The organism is Tsukamurella hominis (genome assembly GCF_965137015.1).
GTDB lineage: Bacteria > Actinomycetota > Actinomycetes > Mycobacteriales > Mycobacteriaceae > Tsukamurella > Tsukamurella hominis.
On sequence record NZ_CBCRZG010000016.1, the window covers coordinates 66,757 to 87,800 of the forward strand.

The 21,044-nt window shown below is 72.7% G+C and carries 17 protein-coding genes; 4 read left to right on the forward strand and 13 right to left on the reverse strand.

Translation table 11 applies throughout. The features are described from left to right. Positions 1-29: 29 nt before the first annotated feature. The 6 genes from ACM9LD_RS18395 to ACM9LD_RS18420 all read right to left on the reverse strand — a co-directional run bounded on the left by ACM9LD_RS18395 (position 30) and on the right by ACM9LD_RS18420 (position 6,920). Entirely contained in the window at positions 30-656 is a 627-nt protein-coding gene (locus tag ACM9LD_RS18395) for an MBL fold metallo-hydrolase (protein WP_415678005.1), read from the reverse strand. Continuing rightward, positions 653-1,738, reverse strand: a complete 1,086-nt coding sequence (locus tag ACM9LD_RS18400) for an S-(hydroxymethyl)mycothiol dehydrogenase (protein ID WP_224647721.1) — start codon at positions 1,736-1,738, stop codon at positions 653-655. Before ACM9LD_RS18400 ends, ACM9LD_RS18395 begins: the two co-directional genes overlap by 4 nt. Positions 1,739-1,806: 68 nt before the next feature. Beyond that, complete coding sequence (locus ACM9LD_RS18405) at positions 1,807-2,157, reverse strand: UBP-type zinc finger domain-containing protein (RefSeq protein ID WP_415678006.1); 351 nt, start codon at positions 2,155-2,157, stop codon at positions 1,807-1,809. Beyond that, a complete protein-coding gene (locus ACM9LD_RS18410) occupies positions 2,154-3,638 on the reverse strand; it encodes an ATP-binding protein (RefSeq protein ID WP_415678007.1) in 1,485 nt (494 codons plus the stop codon). Before ACM9LD_RS18410 ends, ACM9LD_RS18405 begins: the two co-directional genes overlap by 4 nt. Then, on the reverse strand, positions 3,635-5,314 hold the full coding sequence (locus tag ACM9LD_RS18415; protein ID WP_415678008.1) for an NAD(P)/FAD-dependent oxidoreductase: 1,680 nt from the start codon (positions 5,312-5,314) through the stop codon (positions 3,635-3,637). Before ACM9LD_RS18415 ends, ACM9LD_RS18410 begins: the two co-directional genes overlap by 4 nt. Before the next feature lie 463 nt (positions 5,315-5,777). Continuing rightward, positions 5,778-6,920, reverse strand: a complete 1,143-nt coding sequence (locus ACM9LD_RS18420; RefSeq protein WP_415678009.1) for a glycosyltransferase family 4 protein — start codon at positions 6,918-6,920, stop codon at positions 5,778-5,780. A 25-nt stretch (positions 6,921-6,945) separates the two neighbouring features. Between ACM9LD_RS18420 and ACM9LD_RS18425 the strand changes: the two genes are divergently transcribed. Further along, a complete protein-coding gene (locus ACM9LD_RS18425; RefSeq protein WP_415678010.1) occupies positions 6,946-7,710 on the forward strand; it encodes a class I SAM-dependent methyltransferase in 765 nt (254 codons plus the stop codon). Between the two features lie 71 nt (positions 7,711-7,781). Here the strand turns inward: ACM9LD_RS18425 and ACM9LD_RS18430 are convergent, their stop codons facing one another. From ACM9LD_RS18430 to ACM9LD_RS18450, 5 genes are all read right to left on the reverse strand, one after another. Further along, on the reverse strand, positions 7,782-9,893 hold the full coding sequence (locus ACM9LD_RS18430; RefSeq protein WP_415678011.1) for a magnesium transporter MgtE N-terminal domain-containing protein: 2,112 nt from the start codon (positions 9,891-9,893) through the stop codon (positions 7,782-7,784). A gap of 391 nt (positions 9,894-10,284) precedes the next feature. Next, positions 10,285-11,154 (reverse strand): RNA polymerase sigma-70 factor, encoded by an 870-nt coding sequence (locus ACM9LD_RS18435; RefSeq protein ID WP_415678012.1) that lies wholly within the window; start codon positions 11,152-11,154, stop codon positions 10,285-10,287. Beyond that, positions 11,151-12,191: an NAD(P)/FAD-dependent oxidoreductase gene (locus ACM9LD_RS18440; protein ID WP_415678013.1), complete on the reverse strand. Its 1,041-nt coding sequence runs from the start codon at positions 12,189-12,191 to the stop codon at positions 11,151-11,153. The genes ACM9LD_RS18435 and ACM9LD_RS18440 overlap by 4 nt, the downstream gene beginning before the upstream one ends. Before the next feature lie 84 nt (positions 12,192-12,275). After that, positions 12,276-14,849 (reverse strand): ABC transporter permease, encoded by a 2,574-nt coding sequence (locus ACM9LD_RS18445; RefSeq protein ID WP_415678014.1) that lies wholly within the window; start codon positions 14,847-14,849, stop codon positions 12,276-12,278. Next, positions 14,849-15,628 (reverse strand): ABC transporter ATP-binding protein, encoded by a 780-nt coding sequence (locus ACM9LD_RS18450; RefSeq protein WP_415678015.1) that lies wholly within the window; start codon positions 15,626-15,628, stop codon positions 14,849-14,851. Before ACM9LD_RS18450 ends, ACM9LD_RS18445 begins: the two co-directional genes overlap by 1 nt. 104 nt (positions 15,629-15,732) lie before the next feature. Between ACM9LD_RS18450 and ACM9LD_RS18455 the strand changes: the two genes are divergently transcribed. Further along, the gene (locus tag ACM9LD_RS18455) at positions 15,733-16,215 is read left to right on the forward strand and encodes a hypothetical protein (RefSeq protein ID WP_415678016.1); all 483 of its coding nucleotides are present in this window, start codon (positions 15,733-15,735) and stop codon (positions 16,213-16,215) included. A gap of 81 nt (positions 16,216-16,296) precedes the next feature. Then, positions 16,297-17,970: a type VII secretion AAA-ATPase EccA gene (gene eccA / locus ACM9LD_RS18460; RefSeq protein WP_415678017.1), complete on the forward strand. Its 1,674-nt coding sequence runs from the start codon at positions 16,297-16,299 to the stop codon at positions 17,968-17,970. A gap of 11 nt (positions 17,971-17,981) precedes the next feature. Here the strand turns inward: eccA and ACM9LD_RS18465 are convergent, their stop codons facing one another. Further along, positions 17,982-18,512 (reverse strand): FAS1-like dehydratase domain-containing protein, encoded by a 531-nt coding sequence (locus ACM9LD_RS18465; protein ID WP_415678018.1) that lies wholly within the window; start codon positions 18,510-18,512, stop codon positions 17,982-17,984. A gap of 165 nt (positions 18,513-18,677) precedes the next feature. On the opposite strand from ACM9LD_RS18465, the gene ACM9LD_RS18470 reads away from it, so the two are divergent. After that, positions 18,678-19,829 (forward strand): FAD-dependent monooxygenase, encoded by a 1,152-nt coding sequence (locus ACM9LD_RS18470; RefSeq protein ID WP_415678019.1) that lies wholly within the window; start codon positions 18,678-18,680, stop codon positions 19,827-19,829. Positions 19,830-19,883: 54 nt separating this feature from the next. Here the strand turns inward: ACM9LD_RS18470 and ACM9LD_RS18475 are convergent, their stop codons facing one another. Further along, positions 19,884-20,990, reverse strand: a complete 1,107-nt coding sequence (locus ACM9LD_RS18475) for a hypothetical protein (RefSeq protein ID WP_415678020.1) — start codon at positions 20,988-20,990, stop codon at positions 19,884-19,886. Positions 20,991-21,044 lie beyond the last annotated feature (54 nt).

Sequence of the window (21,044 nt, forward strand, 5' to 3'; positions counted from 1 at the left end):
TACAACCCGGGTTCCGATTCGGGCGGGGATCAGTGACCCCGGCGGATCCACTCCTCGAGGTGGGGCGATTCGGTGCCCAGCGTGGTCCCGTCGCCGTGGCCGGTGTTCACCACGGTCTCCGGCGGCAGCGCGAACAGCCGGTCGCGGATCGACTCGATGATCACGGTGAAGTCGCTGTACGAGCGGCCGGTGGCGCCGGGCCCGCCGGCGAACAGGGTGTCGCCGCTGAACAGCTGCCCCGCCTCCGGGAGGTACAGGCACACCGATCCCGGCGAGTGCCCGGGCGCGTGGATCACCTGGATCTCTGTGCCGCCGACGGTGATCCGGCTGTCGGCGGCGAGGTCCTCGTGCCCGACGCCCGGGTGCGTCATGTCCCACAGCACGTCGTCGCCGGGGTGCAGCAGGATCGGTGCGTCGAGCCGCTCGGACAGCTCCGGGGCGACGGTCACGTGGTCGTTGTGCCCATGGGTGCAGACGATTCCGCGCACCGTCCGGCCGCCGACGGCGTCGACGATCGGATCGGCGGAGTGCGCGGCGTCGATCACCACGACCTCGCTATCGTCGCCGACCACCCAGACGTTGTTATCGACGTCCCAGGTGCCGCCGTCGAGGCTGAAGGTGCCCGACGTGACAACGCGTTCCACGCGCAGCGTCACAGGACCACCACCGAGCGCAGCACCTCGCCGCGGTGCATGGTCGCGAAGGCCTGCTCCACCTCGTCGAGGCCGATCCGTTCGGTGACGAACTTCTCCAGCGGCAGGCGGCCCTGCCGGTACAGGTCCACGAGCTGCGGGAAGTCCCGCTCGGGCAGGCAGTCGCCGTACCAGGACGATTTGAGAGCCCCACCGCGCGAGAAGAAGTCGATGAGCGGCATGTCCAGCGTCAGGTCCGGGGTGGGCACGCCCACCAGCACAACGGTGCCGGCCAGGTCGCGGGCGTAGAACGCCTGCTTCCAGGTCTCGGGGCGGCCCACGGCGTCGATCACGACGTCGGCGCCGAAGCCGTCCGTGAGCTCCTGAATCGCCTCCACTGCATCGGTTTCCGCTGCATTGACGGTGTGCGTGGCGCCCAGCTCGCGGGCCCACTCCAGCTTCTTCGGGTCCCGGTCCACGGCGATGATGGTGCGCGCGCCGACCAGGCGGGCACCCGCGATCGCCGCGTCTCCCACACCGCCGCAACCGATCACGGCCACCGTGTCGCCACGGGAGACGCCGCCGGTGTTCACGGCGGCACCCAGGCCGGCCATCACGCCGCAGCCGAGGAGGCCCACGACGGCGGGGTCGGCCTCGGGATCGACCTTGGTGCACTGGCCCTGGTGCACGAGGGTCTTCTCCGCGAAGGCACCGATGCCGAGGGCGGGCGAGAGCTCGGTGCCGTCCTCGAGGGTCATCTTCTGCGTGGCGTTGAAGGTGTCGAAACAGTACTGCGGCTTCCCGCGCTTGCAGGCGCGGCACTGCCCGCACACGGCCCGCCAGTTGAGCACGACGAAGTCGCCGGGCGCGACGTGATCGACTCCCTCGCCCACGGTTTCGACGACGCCCGCGGCCTCGTGGCCCAGCAGGAACGGGAACTCGTCGTTGATGCCGCCCTCCCGGTAGTGCAGGTCGGTGTGGCAGACGCCGCACGCCTGCACCGCGACCACCACCTCACCGGGCCCCGGATCGGGGATCACGATCGGGAGGACCTCGACGGGCTCCCCCTTCGCGCGGGCGACGATTCCTCTGACGGTCTGCGGCACGACTTACCTCCTGGTCCGGATACGGCTATTGCCATCCTCGCATTGATCGGGCCGACGAGAACTCGGGCTCAGTGCACGTGGTTCCTCCAGTCGGCGGGCACGCGGCCCGCGGGGCCGGGCACGGCCTGGTCGACGGGGCGGCTCTGCGGATCGGCGAGGCGCGGACCGTCGTAGTAGTCCTCGGAGACGTAGTCCCAGAACCAGTCCTCGCCGGGCTCGAAGCTCTGCACGATGGGGTGACCGCTCGCGCGGGCGTGGCCGCTCGCGTGCTGCGACGGCGACGAGTCGCAGCAGCCGACGTGGCCGCACTTCGCGCAGCGCCGCAGGTGCACCCACCAGCCGCCGGCAGCGTCGCACTCCACACAGCCGGCGCCGCTGGGCGGCACCGTCGGATCGATCGGATCGGTCGGCTCGCTCATGGTTCCAGTCCTTCTCCCGGGTCGCCGGGATCGTCGATCTCGGCCTCGCGCTGCGGCCCGGCGATGGGCAGCTCCACGGTGAACACGGTGTTCCCCGGCTCGGACCGCACCGCCAGATCACCCTGGTGCTTGTTCACCACGATCCGCCACGAGATGTCCAGGCCCAGGCCGGTTCCCTCGCCGACGCCCTTGGTGGTGAAGAAGGGCTCGAAGATGCGAGGCAGCACGTCGGCGGGGATGCCGGAGCCGGTGTCGGCGACCTCGACGACCACCGAGTCCTCCTTGCGGTGCGCCCGCAGCGTGAGGGTCCCGTGGCCGTCCATCGCCTGCACGGCGTTGTCGATGAGGTTGGTCCACACCTGGTTCAGCTCGGCGCCGTAGCCCTGGATGTCGGGCAGGTCGGGGTCGTAGTCGCGAACCACGGTGACGTCCGCCTGGCCCAGCTTGCGGCTGAGCATGACGACGGTGCTGTCGAGCAGCTCGCGCACGTCGAGCACCTGGAAGGGCGCACGGTCCATCTGCGAGTACTGCTTGGCCGCCTGCAGGAGCGTGGAGATCCGGTTGGTGGAGTCGGTGATCTCGTTCATGAGCAGCTCGGTCTCGACCGTGTAGTACAGCCAGCGCAGCGCCCCCGACAGCGTCTGCACGTCGTCGAGCGAGCCCGCGACGCGGTCGAGGAAGTCGGTCTGCAGGCCCGCCGCCACGAAGACGGGGGCCAGCACGTGGCCGTCGCCGATGTCGTGATCGTCGAGCCAGTCCATGAGCTCGTCCTCCCGGTCCGAGGCCTCCAGCGGGCCGAGATCGGGGGCGCTCGCGACCGCCTCGACGGCCTCCTCCTGGAATTTCACGAGGTCGACGAGGCGCGTCCGGTCGAGCTTGCCGCTGGCGATGCCGGCCAGCTTGTGCCGCATGCCGCCGACGCGCGTGCGCAGTTCCGTGGCCGCGCGGGTGGCCGCGCCGGCGGGGTTGTTCAGCTCGTGGGTGAGGCCTGCCGACAGCGACCCCAGCGCCAGCAGGCGCTCGCGCTGCTCGATCATCTGGCGGCTGCGCTGGCCGCCGTAGAAGACGCCCTCCAACAGGTGCACCGCCATCGGGAACCAGTCGTGCATCGCCTCGTTGAAGTCGGCGGCGGGCAGCATGAAGAACTGCGCCTCCGTCGCCGCGCGCATGGACGAGTTGTACTGCGTCTGCGCCGGGCCGCCCTTGCCGAGGAACGCCGACCACGCGCCGGAGTAGGCGCCGCGCTGGTCGGAGCGGGTGGTCTCGACCTCCGCGTCCCCCACCTTCTGCGACAGCGCGATCGTCCCCTTGAGCAGGACGTACAGCCAGTCCGCGGGGTCGCCGGTCGAGTACACGGGGCCGGCGGGGTAGGTCTCCACGTGGCCGCGTTCGCACAGCCATTCCAGCTGCTCGTCGCTGAGCTTCTCGAACAGGAACAGGGTGCGCAGTTCGTCGACGAAGCACGGGTCATGAGTGCTCACGAGTCGACTCCTTCCAGATAGCGGTGGACGAACATGACGGCCATCGCGCCCTCGCCCACCGCGGAGGCGACGCGCTTCGCCGATTCGGAACGGACGTCGCCGGCGACGAAGATGCCGGGGACGCTCGACTCCAGGTGGAACGGCGGCCGGTCCAGTTCCCATCCCCGCGGGGAGGCACCGTCGACCGTGAGGTCCGGACCCGTCAGCAGGAAGCCCCGCCCGTCCCGCGCGACGACACCGTCGAGCCAGTCGGTGCGCGGCTCGGCGCCGATGAAGACGAACAGGAAGTCGGCCGGGACCTGCTCCGTCTCGCCCGACTGGGTGTCGCGCAGCGTGAGCTGCGTGAGGTGGTCGTCGCCGTGCGCCTCGATCACCTGCGTGTGGGGCTTGACGTGCACGTTCTCGATCGCGTTGAGCTGCTGGATGAGGTAGTACGACATCGACGCCTCGAGCGACGGGCCGCGCACCAGCAGGGTCACGGAGCGGGCGCCCTTCGACAGGTACGCCGCCGCCTGGCCCGCGGAGTTGGCGCCGCCCACGATGTAGACGTCCTGGCCCGCGCAGGCCGGCGCCTCGGTCATCGCCGACCCGTAGAAGATCCCGGCACCCGTCAGCCGCTCCATACCGGGGGCGTCCAGCTGCCGGTAGGCGACGCCCGTCGCGAGGATGACGGTGTGGGCGCCGACGACGGTGCCGTCGGAGAACCGCACGCGCCGCCCGGCCCCGGTGACCTCGAGCTCGACGACGTCGGCGGCGGTGATCATCTCGGCGCCGAACTTGGTGGCCTGCCGCCGCGCCCGGTCGGTGAGCTGAGTCCCCGAGACCCCGTCGGGAAAGCCCAGGTAGTTCTCGATGCGCGAGCTCTGTCCCGCCTGCCCGCCGGTCGCGGACCGCTCGACGAGGACCGTCCGCAGCCCCTCGGAGGCGCCGTACACGGCGGCGCCGAGGCCGGCCGGGCCCGCGCCGACCACGACCAGGTCGTAGAACTCCTCCGACGGGGTGGTGTTCAGTCCCACGTGCGCCGCCAGTTCGCTGTCCGACGGTGCGCACAGCGCGGTCCCGTCGGCCGCCGCGACGAGCGGGAGCTGCTGCCCGTCGCTGCCCGCCGCGGCGAGGAGCCGCTGCCCCTCGGGCGACTCGGCGGTGTACCAGCGATACGGGATCTGGTTGCGGGCCAGGAACTCCCGCACCTCGGACGAGCGGGCCGACCAGCGGTGCCCGACGACCTTCGTCTCCGGGACGGGCCGGTGGTCGCTGCACAGCCACGCCTCCAGCTGCGCGTCGATGACGGGGTAGAGCTTCTCCTCCGGCGGGTCCCAGGGCTTGAGCAGGTAGTGGTCGAGGTCGACGACGTTGATCGCCTCGATCGCGGCGCCCGTGTCCGCGTACGCGGTGAGCAACAGCCGACGCGCGCCGGGGTAGACGTCCATCGCCGCCTCGAGGAACTCCAGGCCCGTCATCTGCGGCATGCGGTAGTCGGCGAGGATCGCGGCCACCAGGTCGCCGCGGAGCTTGAGCTCCTTGAGCGCCTCGAGGGCCTGCTCGCCGCTCTCCGCGCGGACGATGCGGTACTCGTCGCCGTACTTGCGCCGCAGGTCACGGGCGACCGCGCGGGACACGCTCGGATCGTCGTCGACGGTCAGAATCGCAGGGCGCCGCTTCTCGGATTCAGCCACCGTTTCAGATTACGGCGGTCGCGGCCTCCGCGTCGGCGAGTGCAGCTGTGAGCGAACGCATCGGGTCGAGCCCTCGGCGACCTTCGGTGCGAGTCGGCGACGACACGCCGATGCTCCGCCGCAGATTCCCACCGAAGATTGCCCGCGAGGCTCGATACGGTGGCACGCCCGCCGCGACCTCTTCGCCGTGCCGCCGCCTCCGCCGGGCACCGTGCGGTGGATAGTGCCCGCTCAGCGGCAAGAATCCACCGCACGGCGTCCCGCCTAGCTCAGCGTCGCCGGTGACCGAGCAGCCCCGGCCAGCCCTAGCCGTCATGCGTGCGACGCTTAGCCGACCCCGCAGGAATCGATCTGACCTGCGTCTATCCGAGCCATGCGCGGCACGAATGGCTCGCGCGACGACCACAGGCCCCGCAACCGGTCGCACGAAGGACGCCGGCTCATGGGGCACACCGCGTCGCGATTAGACGAGCCCGCCCACGCGCTCCCCTGCGACGGACGCGGACAACACGCGGGAGACGCCGTCGGCGGTGGCGGGCCAGGAGAACTCCCCCGCCCGCTCCTGCGCCTTCGCGCCGAGCTCCTCCCGCAGCAGAGCGTCGCTGAGCAGCGTGTACACCGATTCGGTGAGCCCGGAGAGGTCGCGGACCAGCAGGCCGGTGGCACCGTCGACGACGGAGTCGGTGAGCCCGCGCGACGAGACGTACCCGACGGTCGGCACCGCGTGCTGGGCCGCCTCGATCACCGTGATGCCCCAGCCCTCCTTGCGCGACGGCATGACGTGCACCCACGCCCGCGAGAGCAGGCGGTGCTTGCGCTGTTCGGTGACGTGGCCGTGGAAGGTCACGCGGTCGAGCACACCGAGCTTCGCGGCGTGCGCGTACAACTCGGAGTCCCACCAGCCGCTGCCGATGACGTCGAGGTGCAGGTCGGGGACGCGGCGCCGCAAGCGGGCGAGCACGTCGAGGGCGTCCTCGATCTGCTTGTGCGGCACGAGCCGCGAGAGCACGACCATCCGCGGCGACGCGGACCGCACGTCCGCGACCCCGGGTGCCACGGCGTCGATCCCGTTGCGCACCACGGCCACCCGTTCCGGGCCGACGCCGAGCAGCGCCAGCTCCTCGGCCGACGGCAGCGAGACGGTGAGGTACTGCGAGCGCCGGTGCAGCCACGGCGAAAGGCGCGACTCGATGAACCAGCCGACGCGCGCGACGAGCCGGCCCGCGACGGGCCACTGCTCGCGGTGGCAGTGGTGCACGAGCACCGTCACGGGTACGCCCGCGACGAGTCGCGCGAAGAAGGGGATGCCGTTCTGCGTGTCGATCACCGCGTCGGGGCGGATGCCGCGCAGCGGGCCTCGGCCGAACCGCGCGAGGACGATCGCCAGCAGCGCCAGCGGATACACGGTGAACCGTCCGCCGCCGCGGGAGATGCGCACGCCGCGAACGGTCTCGAACCGGGCTGCGCCGGGGTACATCGCGGTCCGCAGCGTGACCCGCACGCCGCGGGCGGCCAGTTCCTCCCCCACGCGCTCGAGGTACAGCTCACTGCCGCCGCCCTGCGGGTGGCGGGTGTCACGCCAGCACAGCAGGAGGACTTCACGCACGGTTCCTAGGGTACCGTCCGTCTGCGTGTACCCCGCGACCTGGAAGAAGGCCACCGAACGCCTCCGCCGCCGCGCCACGCTGCGCCGCTCGGTGGGGCTGCTGTCCGACTTCCGGTTCGAGCAGTCTGAGCCGGCCCGGTTCTACGGCTCGCTCGCGCGCGACACCGTCGAGCTGACCGGCGACCTGTTCGGGGATCTCGAGGGCGCCCTCGTCCTCGACGTGGGCGGCGGGCCCGGCTACTTCGAGGACGCCTTCGCCCAGCACGGGGCCGTGTACATCCCCGTCGAGCCCGATCCGTCGGAGGCGCACGCCGCCGGCATCACCTCCTCGCGGGGGCTGCGGGGCTCGGGCCTCGCGCTCCCCATCGCCGACGGTGCCGTCGACGTCTGCCTCTCGTCCAACGTCGCCGAGCACGTGCGCGACTGGCGCACCATGGGCGACGAGATGCTGCGCGTCACCCGGCCCGGCGGCATGGTGATCCTGAGCTACACGCTCTGGTACGGCCCGTTCGGCGGCCACGAGATGGGGCAGACGCACTATCTCGGCGGCGAGCGCGCCGCTCGGATGTACACGCGCAAGCACGGGCATCCGCCGAAGAACCTCTACGGCACGTCGCTGTTCAAGGTCGGCGCCGCGGACGGGCTGCGGTGGGCGGCCACCGTCGAGAACGCGGAGCTCGTGGCCGCGTTCCCGCGCTACCACCCGGCGTGGGCGTGGTGGCTGGTCCGCGTGCCGGGCCTGCGGGAGCTGCTCGTCTCCAACCTGGTGCTGGTCTTCCGCAAGCGCTAGCCGCCCGACGGTGCCGCACACGGCTCCGGCCCCCGCCGCGGATCGCGGAGGGGGCCGGAGACCGGGGGTGATCAGGCGGCGTCGGCGGCGACCGTCGGGGCGTCGTCGGCCGGCGCGTCGTCGGCGGAGGCGTCCGTGCTCTCATCCGCTGCCGGCGTCTCGGTCGAGTCCGCGGCGGGCGTCTGCGCCTCCGAGGTCTCGTCGGCGGGCGCCTGCTCGTCCGTCTCGGGCGGGACGGTGCCCGTCGGCTCGACCGCCGTCGGGTCGGCGGTCTTCGTCGGATCCACCGTCGTCGGCTCGACCGTCTTCGTCGGCTCGACCGCGGTGGTCGGAGCGTCGGCCGTCGTCGTCGGCTCGGCGCCCTCCGTCTCCGTGACCCGGTGCTTGCCGACGTAGTCGCCCGCCGCGGCGTCCTCCGTCTCCGTGTCGTTCGGCGCCGAGAACAGCGACGACAGGGCCGACTGGGTCCGGGCACCGCTCGCGTCCGCCCCGGCGAGCGCCGACGTGCCCTGCGCCAGTCCGGTGAGGTCCTTGCTCGCGCCGCCCAGGTCGGCGAGGCCCTTCGTCAGGTTCCCGAAGAGGTCGGTGAGGCCGCCGCTGCCGATCACGGAGGTGGCCAGCGAGACCGGCAGGGAGATCACGGTGGAGATCAGCGAGAACACCGGCTGCAGCAGGCTGAGGCCGAAGTTCACCGCGGGCACCACGACGGTGTTCGCCACGAACTCGATCGGTCCGGCGACGATCGGGCCGACCAGCGGGATGTTCGCGACGAGGTTCGGGACGAGCTGCGCGCCGCCCGAGACCGCACCGCTGACGACGCCGGTGAGCAGCTCAGGGAGCTTCGCGATACCGCCGGGCGTGCCCAGGCTCGCGACGACCAGCGACACGACGCGGCCGATGAGCTGGCCGTCCATGATGCCGAGCAGCTTGTCGTCGGGCAGCCCGCCGACGATGGCCTTGAGCTTGTCGGTCGGGATGGAACCGACGAGCGCGATGAGCTTCTCGGTGGGCAGGCCCGCGACGATGGGCCCGAGCTTCTCGACCGGGATCCCGTTGACGAGGTCGGCCAGGACCTTGTCGTCGAGGCCCGAGACCACGGTGATGAGCTTCTCGGTGGGGATCTGCTTGACCAGCGCGGTGAGCTTGTCGGCGGGCAGGCCGGCGACCACGGGGCCGAGCTTCTCGACCGGGATGAGGCCGACGATGTCGCCGAGCTTCTTCTCGTCGAAGCCGGAGACCACGGCGGCCAGCTTGTCGGTGGGGATGTAGCCGACGAGGGCGCTGAGCTTGTCGGTGGGCAGCGCCGCCACCGCGGGGCCGATCTTCGCGGGGTCGACGGTGCCGATCACCTCGGTGAGCACGGACGTCGGCAGGCCCTCGACGAGCTTGGCGATCGTGGCGGGAGGCAGGGTCGCGACCACCGCGCCGAGCTTGTCGACGGGGATCTGCGCCACGAGCGCGGCGAGCTTGTCGTTGGGCAGGCCGCCGACAACGGGGCCGAGGACCTCGGCGGGAATGCCGCCGACCAGGTCCTGGAGCTTCTGCTGGTCCAGGCCGGACACGATGGTGACGAGGCGATCGGTCGGCAGCGCGCCGACGATCTTGCCGAGGGTCGCATCGTCGAGGCTCTTGACGACCTCGATGAGCTTGGCCTCGGGGATGGCCTTGACGACGGCGTTGAGCTTCTCCTGCGAGAGCCCGGCGACGATCGTGTTGAGCTTGTCCTGCGGGAGGCCGTTGACGATGGCGGTCAGCTTGCTCTCGTCGAGCGCGTTCATGATGGCGACCACGCTCTCGGGCGGCATCGCCTCGAGGATCTTCGCGGTCTTGTCGGCCGGGATCTTCTCCATGATGGCGGCGACCTTGTCCGGCGGCACCTGGGCGAGGACGCGCGCCAGCTTGTCGGGATTCGCACTGGAGAGCTCGGCGACGAGCAGCGCGTCGGGCAGCAGGTCGATCAGGCCGACGGTGTTGACCTCGATGCGCAGCGGCGCGGCGGCGGCCGGCACGGCGAGCACCTGCGCGGGCGTGGGCAGCGAGAAGCTCGACGAGGGCAGGGCGGTGAGGGTCAGCGAGCCGGCGAGGACGGTGGCCGCCATCGCCTGGGTGATCACCCCCGTCCGGCTCCAGCTGAACGTGGCGCGTCCGGGGGTGGCGGTCGTGGGCAGGGTGGCAGCACGCATGGGTCTCTCCTGATGTCTTCACGTGACGACGATCAGCACGCCCTGCGGAGGAGCGGCGATCGGATGATTGAGCGTGTGTGCCGTCACAGAGGGGGCTGTGAGTGCGCTCGATCACCGCGAAGATTAATCACAGGATTCGCTACTCGGCAGTAGCAAATCCGTTTCGAAATGCAACCGTTACCATATCGTGATATGTGCTTGCGAGTACGCGATACGCCCAGGTCAGAGCTCAATAGCTGAGTTGCGCGTCAGTCCCATCATTGCAATTTCACACTTCGTTAGCAGCACTTTCCGCCCTGGTTGCACCCCCGGGACGCTACCGAATCGCGAAGTTAATGAACCGTCCCATACGTTTGGACGCAGATCCACAGCTCGACGCCCTGAAGGCTAGTCATCCGATGACTCGGTGCAACTTGTCCGGATTGCGGACCGTGTAAACGCCGGTGACCGCAGCACCGCGGACCTCGATGCAGGTGACCTGATCGACGACCCCGTCGAACGACACGACCATCGCCGGCATGCCGTTGTAGACGGCGAAGCGCAGCCCGAGCTCGCCCATCGTCGCGCTCTTGCGGAACAGACCCGCGACGAACCGGGCCACGCGGTCCGCCCCCTGCACCGGCCGCCGCGCGGCCGAGACGACGCCGCCACCGTCGCCGAGGTAGACCACGTCGGGCGCAAGGACGTCCATGAGCGCCTGCACGTCGCCGGTCGCTGCCGCCAGGACGAACCGCTCGGCCACGCCCTGCGCGGCGACGGGGTCCACGACCTCGCGCGGCCGCCGCGCCCGTACGTGCCCGCGGGCGCGGTGCGCCGTCTGGCGCACCGTCGCCTCGCTCTTCCCGACGGCATCGGCGATCTCGGGGTAGCCGAAGTCGAAGACCTCGCGCAGCACGAAGACCGCGCGCTCCGTGGGCGTCAGCGACTCCAGGACCAGCAGCATCGCGGTGGTCACGGCCTCGCCGGTGAGCACGTGCTCGACGGGCCCGTCGCCCGACGGTGCCTCCAACGGCTCCGGCAGCCACGGCCCGACGTACTCCTCGCGCCGCCGCGACGCGGTGCGCAACGCGTTGAGCGCCTGCCGGGTCACGATCCGCGCCAGGTACGCCCGCGGATTCTCGACCGACCCGAGGTCCACGTCCCGCCAGCGCAGGTAGCTCTCCTGCAGCACGTCCTCCGCATCCGCGACGCTGCCCAGGATCTCGTACGCCACGGAGAACAGCAGCGGGCGGTGCTCGGCGAACAGCTCCTCGGCGCTCATCGCGGCGCGGGCAGCCAGGCGTAGCGCGCCGTCTTCGCCGCCCCCTTGGCCATCCGGCAGACCTGCTCCTTGACCAGCGCCGCCGAGCGACCGCCGAACTGGATCCGGGTGGGGGTGTCGTCGCGCCGCGCCGCCTGGATCACCGCACGCTTCCGGCCGATCGAGACGTTCTGCCCGGTGTACCCCATCGAGAAGGGCTTCGCCGGCCTCCCCGCCAGCTCCCGGGCGAGGTTGTCCGCGCCGTGCGCGCCCTGGGGCAACGCGGTCTGGCAGCTCAGCCGCGCGCCGGGGACGGCGGCGCCGTCGCCCACCGCCACGATCCGCGGATCGGACACGCTCCGCAGGAACTCGTCCACGACCACGCGTCCGGCCTCGTCCACGGCCAGGCCGCTGCGCGCGGCGAGGTCGCTGACCTGCGTCGCGACGGCCCACAGCACCAGGTCGGCGCGGCCGGCACCGTCGTACCGCCCGCGCTCGACGGCCACGCCGTGCCGGTCCAGCTCGCGCCGCACCCGCGCCCGCGCGCCGGGCCCGAGCGACGCTCCGACCTCGCCCTCGCTGAGCAGCCGCACCCGCAGGGCCGGGCGGGCCTCGGCCACCTCGGCCGCGGTCTCGATGCCCGTCAGGCCCCCGCCCACGACGGTGACGGCGGCCCCGTCGGGCAGGGCGGCGAGCGCGCGGCGCGCCTCCTCCGCGGTCTCGAGCGAGCCCACCACGTGGGTGCCCGACGGTGCCGTCGGCGCCCCGCCCGCGGCGTAGATCGCGCGGTCGAAGGGCAGGGTCGTCCCGTCGGCCAGCAGCAAGGAACCGTCGCCGATCTTGTCGACGGTGCCCACGACCAGCCGGATCCGCGGGTCCAGCATGTCCGTCAGCGGGGTGACCGCGGAGCCGCTGCCCGCGATGTGCTCGTGCAGCCGCACCCGCTCGACGAACCCGGGCCGCGGGTTGACGACGGTCACCTCCGCGTCCGCCTTCTTCACCAGCCGATTCGCGGCGATGGTGCCCGCGTAGCCCGCGCCGATCACGACGACCTTCATGATTGCCTCCTCATGCGGATTCGAGTCTTCCGCACATGGGACACCGGCCGCGCGCCATCTGTGACACGCACTCCGAAAGCCGACTCATCCCTCCGCGATGGCGGCCAGCGGAGGCGTACGCGCGGCGCGGATGGCCGGCAGGATCGCCGCGCCCACGCCGACGAACGCGGACGCCACCAGCATGACGATCACCGTGGACCAGGGCACCACCACGGAGCCGAGGCCCTCGTCGCGGAGCGCGTGCACGAGCGAGACGCCCAGCAGCACGCCGAGCACCAGGCCCAGCGCCGCGCCGAAGACGGCGATGAGCATGGACTCCAGGTAGATCGAGCGGCGCACCTGCGAGCGGATCAGGCCGATCGCGCGCAGCATGCCGATCTCCCGGCGCCGCTCCACCACCGACAACGCGAGGGTGTTGACGATGCCGAGGATCGCGATCACCACCGCGAGGCCGAGCAGTCCGTAGAGCACGCCCATGAGCGCCGTGATCGCCTGGCCCGCCTGATCCTTGAGGTCGTCCTGGTCGTCGACGTTCACCACCAGCAGCGGCTTCACGGCCTCCCGCAGGCGCTCCTTGAGGTCGCTGACCGACGTGCCGTCGGCGGCGTTCACGAACACCGACTGCGGCGTGACGAGCGGTGTCGACGCGCCGCTCGCGGGCGGGTACAGCGTGTTCATGTCGGCCGCCGCGATCACCGGCCCGGACAGCGATCCGCCGGTGCCGGCGTAGATCCCGGTCACGGTGAGCTTCGCCTTCGCGGTACCGACGGCCGACATCGGTTCGACGACCGAGCCGACGTCCCAGCCGCGTTCACGTGCCGTGCGGTCGTCCACGAGGAGCCCGCCCTGCTTCAGCGCCAACTCACCGGACGTCCGGGTGAGGTTGAACGCGGTGGTGATGTCACCGTCGACCCCGAGCGCGCTGAGCCGGTCGCCACCGAGCCGCACCGGCACGCCGTAGAGGATGGTCTTCGCGCCGACGCCGGGCACGTCCTTGATGGCGGTGAGCGCGGCCGGCGGCATCCCCAGCGACGGGGCCTGCAGCATGAGGTCGGAGCGGATCCCCTTGTCCACCTGGGCGTCGATCGACTTCTGCATCGATGCGCCGAGCGTGCCGATGACGCCGACCAGCGCCACGCCGATCACCAGCGCGAAGGCGGTGGCGGTGGTGCGCTGCGGGTTCCGCATCACGTTGGTGCGGCCCAGCCGTCCCGCCGGGCCGAAGGGCGCGGCGATGACCTTGCCGATGCCGCCGAGCAGCGGCCCGACGAGGGCGGGCCCGCCGATCACGATGGCGAGGATCAGCCCGAATCCGGCGATGCCGACCTCGATCGCGGCCGTCGAGCCGACCTCGGTGGTCGCCACGAACAGCAGCGCCAGCGAGCACAGCAGCAGGGCCGCGCCGATCGCCCCGCGCACGAGCAGCGACTGCGGCGAGCCGCCGTCCTGCGCGCGCATCGCGGCGACGGGCGGCACCCGGGAGGCACGCACGGCGGGGATCAGGGCGGAGATCACCGTGACGACGGTGCCGACCACCATCACCGTGATGACCACCGAGGGGCTCACCGCGAGGCCGCCGTCCGGGAAGCCCGCGCCCGCGGCGGTGACACCGGCGCGCAGCAGCACCGCGAGGCCGATGCCGACGGCGAGCCCGAGCGCGCTGCCGACCACGCCCACGACCAGCGCTTCGAGGACCACGGAGTTGCGCACCTGCTCCCGGCCGGCGCCGATGGCGCGGAGCAGGGCGAGCTCGGACAGGCGCTGCGCGACGAGCATCGAGAAGGTGTTGTAGATGATGAAGACGCCCACCAGGAGCCCGATGAGGCCGAAGGCCACGAGGAAGTAGTTGAGGAAGCTCAGACCCTGATTGATCGTGTCCTCGAACTCCTGCCGCACCTGCGCGCCGGTCTGCACGTTCAGGTCGGGCAGCCGCTCGGCGAGGGCGTCGCGCAGCTGCTCGGGCGAGGTGCCCGGCGCGGCGCCGATCTCGATGTAGGGCGCGGTGGCGCCGTCACCGAAGAGCTTCTGCGCCTCGTCCTTCGCGAACAGCGCGCCGAGGTAGCCGCCGGAGTCGGTGGAGATCGTGTACAGCCCGACGATCGTGACGTCGGTCGGGCCGGGCGAGTGCGGGGCCACGATGGTGGTCTTCGATCCCACCGGCAGCGTGAGCCGCTTTGAGGCGGACTCGTTGAGCACCATCTCGTTCGGGCCCGACGGTGCCCTGCCCGCCGTGATCTTCAGCCCGTCGGGGTCGAGGTTCTCGCCGGGCGGGAGGTAGGCGCCGCCCACCTGGGGCGCACCGGTGGGCGAGACCACGTCGCCGTTCCCGTCGCGCAGGGCGATGGTGCCGGTGACGGCGGGGACCACGACGCGCACGCCCGGCACCGCCTTCACCTGATCTACGACGGACAGCGGCACGCCGGGGCCCGAGGGGCCGAATCCGCCCTGCCCCTGGGCGTTCTCGGGCGAGATCCGCGCGTCGACGCCGACCGCGATGCGGTCGGAGATCCCGTCGAAGGCCTTCGACAGGGTGCCGGTGAAGACCATCGATCCGGCGATGAACGACGTGCCGAGAAGCACGGAGAGCACCGTCAGGACGAGGCGCCCCTTGTGCGCCAGGAGGTTCCGCAGCGCCACCCGGCGCATCGGGTTCGCCATCAGCGGGCGACGAGCTCGTCGAGGTGGATCATCTTCTCCAGCACCCGTTCCGCGGTGGGGCTGCGCATCTCGTCGACGATGCGGCCGTCGGCGAGGAAGACCACCCGGTCGGCGTAGGACGCGGCGCGCGGATCGTGCGTGACGATGACGACGGTCTGCCGGTAGTCGTCGACGGCGGCGCGCAGGATGGACAGCACCTCCGCGCCGGAGCGCGAATCCAGGTTGCCCGTGGGCTCGTCGCCGAAGATGATCTCCGGCCGCCCCACGAGCGCGCGGGCGCACGCGACGCGCTGCTGCTGGCCGCCCGAGAGCTCGGTGGGGCGGTGGTCGAGGCGGTCGCGCAGGCCGAGCCGGTCGATCACCGCGTCGAGCCACTGCTGATCGGGCTTGCGGCCCGCGATGTCCAGCGGCAGCGTGATGTTCTCGATCGCCGTCAGCGTGGGCACCAGGTTGAAGCTCTGGAAGACGAAGCCGATCCGGTCGCGCCGCAGCTGCGTGATCTGCTTGTCGTTCAGCGAGGTCAGCTCCGTGCCGCCCACCTGCACCGAGCCGCCCGACGCCGCGTCGAGGCCCGCGAGGCAGTGCATGAGCGTCGACTTGCCCGAGCCCGACGGGCCCATGATGGCGGTGAACTCCCCGGCCCGGAAGTCGACCGAGACGCCCGCGAGGGCGTGCACGGCGTTGTCGCCCTCGCCGTAGACCTTGGTGACGCCGACGGCCCGCGCGGCCACCGTCTCGGGCGTGGGCAGCGTCGCCGGTGCGAACGGAGTCTGTGACATGTCAACGAGAATGCCAGAATCTCTGACCTGCGGCATCAGGGTGATCCCCCACGCCGAACCGGACACCCCGGGTGGCCCCCGTCGGCATCCGTCATGATGGACCGATGCGCCTCGAACCTCGGATCCTCACGCAGCTCTCCGGCGTGCTCGACCTGCGCGACGGGAAGTTCTTCGGCAGCTGCTTCGGGCACCGCGTGCCCGACGACCTGCTGGCCGCCGTGACGGTGCACGGCGCCGCGACCAACCGTGCCACCGCCGGCTTCGCGTCGCCGTCGCGGACGCAGGCGGCGATGCCCGTCGAGCTCGAGCACTGGGACGCCGTGCCGCCGGAGGACGGTGACTGGGACACCGTGCTGCGCACCCAGCTGTGCGTCGACACGTCGGGCTCGGTCGAGTGGTTCTCTCCCACCGCGGACGGACCCGGCGAGGTGCTGGAGTTCCCCATGGCGCGCGGCTACTACGAGGTCGAGGCCGCCGCGCGGCACGCCGGCGAGGGCGACGATCGCTGGCGCCTGCGCTTCTGGTCGTCGCCCGAGTACGGCCCCGACCTGGCTGAGATCCGCGCGATCGCCGAACTGGCCCGCTGACCCGGCGGCCTTCCCCGAACCCGCCCGCGCCGCGCTCCGCCTCGCTAGGGTGATCGCAACATCGGGGTCTGGGGGGACCACATGGGCACATCTGCGCTCCGCGCATTCCAGGCGGGGATCGCCGCTCTGGGCATCGGGATCGGCGAGTTCGAGGCGATGCCGCGCGACGCCGCGCTCGCACGCCGCGCCTTCGAGGCGGCCACCACCGCCGATCCGGGCATGGCCGACGCCTGGCTGGGCCGCGCCGCCGCCGGGGAGAACACCGCCGAGGTGCTCGCCGCACTGCACCGCACCGCCGACGCGATCGGGGCCGCCGCCCGCCGGGTCGGGCTGCCGCCGGGCGCGCTGACCGGCACCTTCGCCACCGGGCTCTACGTCGACTACCCGCTGCGGGACGCCGCCACCGCGCACGTCGCCTACGCCGCGCGCCTGCTGGCCGACGGTGCGCCCGAGGAGGCCGAGCGCGTCCTCGACGCCGCGCCGTCGTGCCCCGTCGCGCGGTATCAGCGCGCGGTGGTCGCCGTACGGTCCCGACGGTGGCCGGACGCCCTGACCGCGCTCGACGGGCACGGGGACTGGGACGACGCGGTCCTCGCGGCCGCGGCGGCGACGATCGCGGGCTCCGCGGCGGCGCAGCTGGGCCGGTTCGGCGAGGCCGCGCGGCTCCTGACCGCCGCCGCCGAGGGGCCGGTGCCCGGCGCGGCGGCCGCGGCCCGCTACTGCCACGCCCTCGTCCTGCGCGAGCAGGGCGAGGAGGAGCGCGCCCGCGAGCTGCTGGAGCGGGCGGCACCGTCGTACCCGCCCGCGGAGGCGGCGCTGCGCGACCCGGGCCACCGCCTGGTACTCGACGCGCCGGAGACCCCCGGACCGGCCGCGGAGGATGACGGCGACGCGGGCGACGCGCTGCTGGCCGCGGCCGCCGACGAGCTGGAGCGGCAGGTGGGGCTGCACGAGGTGAAGGAGCAGGTCACCCGCCTGCGCACGACGATGCAGCTGGCGCGGGTCCGCGCCGACCGCGGACTGTCGAGCGGGAGCCGCTCGCTGCACCTCGCGTTCACCGGCCCGCCCGGCACGGGCAAGACGACGGTGGCGCGCATCGTCGCGCGGATGTACCGCGGCCTCGGTCTGCTGGCGACCGACACCGTGATCGAGTGCTCGCGCCGCGATCTCGTCGGCCAGTACCTCGGCGCCACCGCGCAGAAGACCTCCGCGGTGATCGACTCCGCGCTCGACGGGGTGCTGTTCATCGACGAGGCCTACACGCTGGTGCAGGAGGGCCTCACGGGCGGCGACGCCTTCGGGCAGGAGGCGATCGACACCCTGCTGGCGCGGATGGAGAACGACCGCGATCGCCTCGTCGTGATCGTGGCGGGCTACGACGCCGAGATCGACCGCTTCCTCGGCTCGAACGAGGGCCTCGCCTCACGGTTCGCGCGCCGCATCCGGTTCCCCGGGTACAGCCCGGGCGAGCTCGCCGAGATCGGCGCCGCGATGGCCCGCTCGCGCGACGCGCTGCTCACGGGCGGGGCCGCCGAGGTGCTGGAGACCTGCTGCGCCGGCGTCGCCGACCGGCTGGACCGCCTGGGCAACGGGCGCTTCGTGCGGAACGTCATCGAGGCCGCCGAAGAGGAGCGGGAGTTACGGCTCGCCGACTCGGGCCTGGATCTGGCCGGCGTCGACGAGGCGATGCTCATGCGGATCGAGGCGGCCGATATGGCGCGGGCGCTCGACGGGGTGCTCGGCGCTTCGGTCTGATCCGGCCGTCGCTACCGGGACGCGGCGACGTTCGCGGCGTAGGCGTCGCTGTCCGAGGGCCCGGTGCCGGTCATCATGACCTCGTCGGCGAGCCGGTCTGCGGCCTCGAGGTCGATGCCGGTCTCGCGCTGGCTGTGGACCAGGAAGATCTCCCCGCCGAGCGACGGCTCGTCGCCCGCGTAGACCATGCACTCGACGACGATCATGTCGGTGTCCGCCTTCACGATGTGCGACGCCAACCGCACCCCCAGGCTGAGAACGTCGCCCACGTGCAGCGGGCGCAGGTAGGTGAAGGCCTGGCCGGCGTGCAGGATCGCCGCCAGGTTGCAGCCAGGGATCGCCTTCCCGACCACCCCGGACGCGGCCTGCAGCATGGGGGCGCCGAGCATGGTCGCCGGTACGGCCACGTCGTCCGGAAGGCGGCGACTGACCGCGTAGGGCACGTCCCAGCTGCGGGTCGCGCGGGCGAACGACCGCACCGTCTCCGCGCCGATCTCGTAAGCATCAGGGAACCACAGTTCCCATTCGTCGGCGACGGCCACGGTCACTCCTCGAGGGCTCTGCCCTCGTTCAGCGGTGGAGGGACGCACAAGGATAACCACAGGTAGGGTGCGATCCCAAACCCAGCACAGCCCTGTGACAACACGACGTGTCACGTGGCGCCCGCCTCGGTGACACGGCGCTCGTTCGGCACTAGCGTCGAGGGCATGTGGAGGACGAACTCACTGCGCGTCGCCGTCGTCGGCGCCGGGATCGGCGGGCTGGCGGTGGCCTCCGGCCTGCAGCGCGCCGGCGCCGAGGTGATCGTCCTGGAGCAGGCCGCCCGTTTCCTGCCCCGCGGCTCCGGACTCTCATTGCTCTCCAACGGTTTCGCGGCGCTCCGCTCGCTCGGGCTGGAGGAGCGGGTGCGGGCCGTCGTGGCCGACGGTCCGCCGTCCGTCCCGTACGGCACCCGCCGCGCGGACGGCACCCGGCTCAGCCTCTTCTCGCCCGCCACCCTCGCCGAGCTTCGGGTGGTGGACCGCACCGACCTGCACAAGGCCCTGCTCCGGGACCTGGCCCCCGACACCGTCCGGCCCGGGATCCGGGTGGAGGGCCTGAGTCGCGGCACGCTGGACCTGGGGCCCAGCGGGCTGCTCGAGGACTGGCACGTCCTGATCGGGGCCGACGGCATCCGCAGCCGGGTCCGCGGCAGCCACGCGGGCGACCCGGGCGCGGCCTACTGCGGCTACGGAGCGTGGCGCGGCATCACCGACGGCCCCGTCACGCTGACCGACAGCGGGGAGAGCTTCGGCCGGGGCGAGCGATTCGGCTACGTCCCGCTCGCCGACGGCCGCGTCTACTGGTTCGCGGTGCGCCCGGCCGCCGACGACGACCTGCCCGAGCCCGGTGAGCTCCTCGAGCGCTACCGGGATTGGCACGACCCGATCCCCGATCTGCTCGCCGCGACCGCCCCGGAGCGCATCGGCTACCAGCCCATCGAGCGGCTCGCGCACCCGCTGCGCACCTACGCGCGGGGCCCGGCGGCGCTGGTCGGCGACGCGGCGCACGCCATGCCGCCCACCCTGGGGCAGGGGGCGAACCTGGCGCTGGAGGACGCGGCCGTGCTGGTCTCGCTGCTCCGGCCGATCGCGCGCGATCACGATCCCCGCGACATCCCGACCAAGCTCGCCGCCTACGACAAGGCCCGCAGGCCGCGCACGCAGTCCATCGCGCGGCAGGCGCACCTGCTGGGCGCCGCGCTGCAGGCGCCCACGCCGCTCCTCGCCCGCGGGCGCGACCTGGCGATGCGTGCCGCCCCGAACCGGATGATGGACCGGGTCTTCCGCAGCGCGCAGCGTTGGTCGCCGCCCGACTGAGGGCCCTCGCCCGACGTCGCGCCGCGCCCCGATTCGGGGACGCGGCGCTCGCCGCTAGAGCAGGGGGATCGCGTCGAGGACGCCGCTGAGCAGTCCGCCGCCGGAGTCCGAGCCCGACGAGGTGGACGCGCCCGGGACGGAGGCCGAGACACCCGCGTCCGCGGACGAAGCCCCGCCGCCCGCGCTCGATCCGCCCGCGCCGCTCGTCCCGGTGGATGCGGACCCGCCCGACCCGGTCGACGTCACTCCGCCGGCGGTGCCGGTGGTGCCCTCGGCGCTCGCGCCGGTGGATCCGGTCCCCGCGAGCGACGCGGCGGTGTCGCGCTCCGAGCCGGCCGACGACGCACTCCCAGTCGCGCCCGAGCCCGCGACCTGGGCGGTCGAATCCGCGTCGAGTGAGCCGACTCCCGTCGCGCCCGAGCCCGCGCCGCCGGAGGCGTCCGAGGCGCCCGCTCCGCCGGTGGCGGCGGGGACCGCACGGCCCCCACTCGCGGCGGAGGGCGCCTGCGGGGCCGCGCCCTGCGGAGCGGTGCCCTGCGGTGCCACGCCCTGCGGGGCAGTGCTGCCCGTGCCGCCGCCTGGTCCCGTGTTCGCGCCGGTACCGCCGGCACCCGATCCGCCGCCCTGCTGGGCCGCGCCGACGGGCTGCCCCGCGGCGCCCTGGGTGCCGCCACCCTGGGCCGTGGCGGCCTGCGCACCGCCGCCGCCCGCGCCACTCGTGCGGCCCGAGGCGCCGGGAGCTGCAGCGCCCGCACCGTTCCCGCCCGCACCGGAGCCGGCTCCGGCGCCGCTGGAGCCTTGCCCGCCCGCGGCCGCAGGCGCGCTCGCAGCAGGCCCCGCGGGCTTAGCCGGGCCCCCGGGGGCGACCGCACCCGGGGCACTCCCCGGCGCACCGGGTTTCGCCGTGCCCGCCGTCCCGGTTGTCGATGCCGGACCGCCCGGTTTCGCCGCGCCCGCGGGCTTCGCGGGGGCGCCGGGCTTGCCCGGACCCGCCGGTTGCACGGGGGCGGGCGGCTTCGACGGGTCGCCACCCGCGTGAGCGGCGCCCGCGCCGAGCCAGATCGAACCCACCGCGACGGCGGCGGCCGCCGATGCGGTCATCCGCGTCACCGATGCGGCCGTCCCGGTGTTCTTACGGTGCCGCCCCTGATACCTGGACATGAATTCTCCTTCTCCCATCGCGCACGACCATTCCTTCGGGCGGGCGATCCGGCG

Coding starts and splice junctions, on each gene's coding strand:
- ACM9LD_RS18405 (WP_415678006.1), bottom strand. CDS start 2,157: ATGAGCGAGCCGACCGATCCGATCGATCCGACGGTGCCGCCCAGCGGC.
- ACM9LD_RS18430 (WP_415678011.1), bottom strand. CDS start 9,893: ATGCGTGCTGCCACCCTGCCCACGACCGCCACCCCCGGACGCGCCACG.
- ACM9LD_RS18435 (WP_415678012.1), bottom strand. CDS start 11,154: ATGAGCGCCGAGGAGCTGTTCGCCGAGCACCGCCCGCTGCTGTTCTCC.
- ACM9LD_RS18440 (WP_415678013.1), bottom strand. CDS start 12,191: ATGAAGGTCGTCGTGATCGGCGCGGGCTACGCGGGCACCATCGCCGCG.
- ACM9LD_RS18445 (WP_415678014.1), bottom strand. CDS start 14,849: ATGGCGAACCCGATGCGCCGGGTGGCGCTGCGGAACCTCCTGGCGCAC.
- ACM9LD_RS18450 (WP_415678015.1), bottom strand. CDS start 15,628: ATGTCACAGACTCCGTTCGCACCGGCGACGCTGCCCACGCCCGAGACG.
- ACM9LD_RS18455 (WP_415678016.1), top strand. CDS start 15,733: ATGCGCCTCGAACCTCGGATCCTCACGCAGCTCTCCGGCGTGCTCGAC.
- eccA (WP_415678017.1), top strand. CDS start 16,297: ATGGGCACATCTGCGCTCCGCGCATTCCAGGCGGGGATCGCCGCTCTG.
- ACM9LD_RS18470 (WP_415678019.1), top strand. CDS start 18,678: ATGTGGAGGACGAACTCACTGCGCGTCGCCGTCGTCGGCGCCGGGATC.
- ACM9LD_RS18475 (WP_415678020.1), bottom strand. CDS start 20,990: ATGTCCAGGTATCAGGGGCGGCACCGTAAGAACACCGGGACGGCCGCA.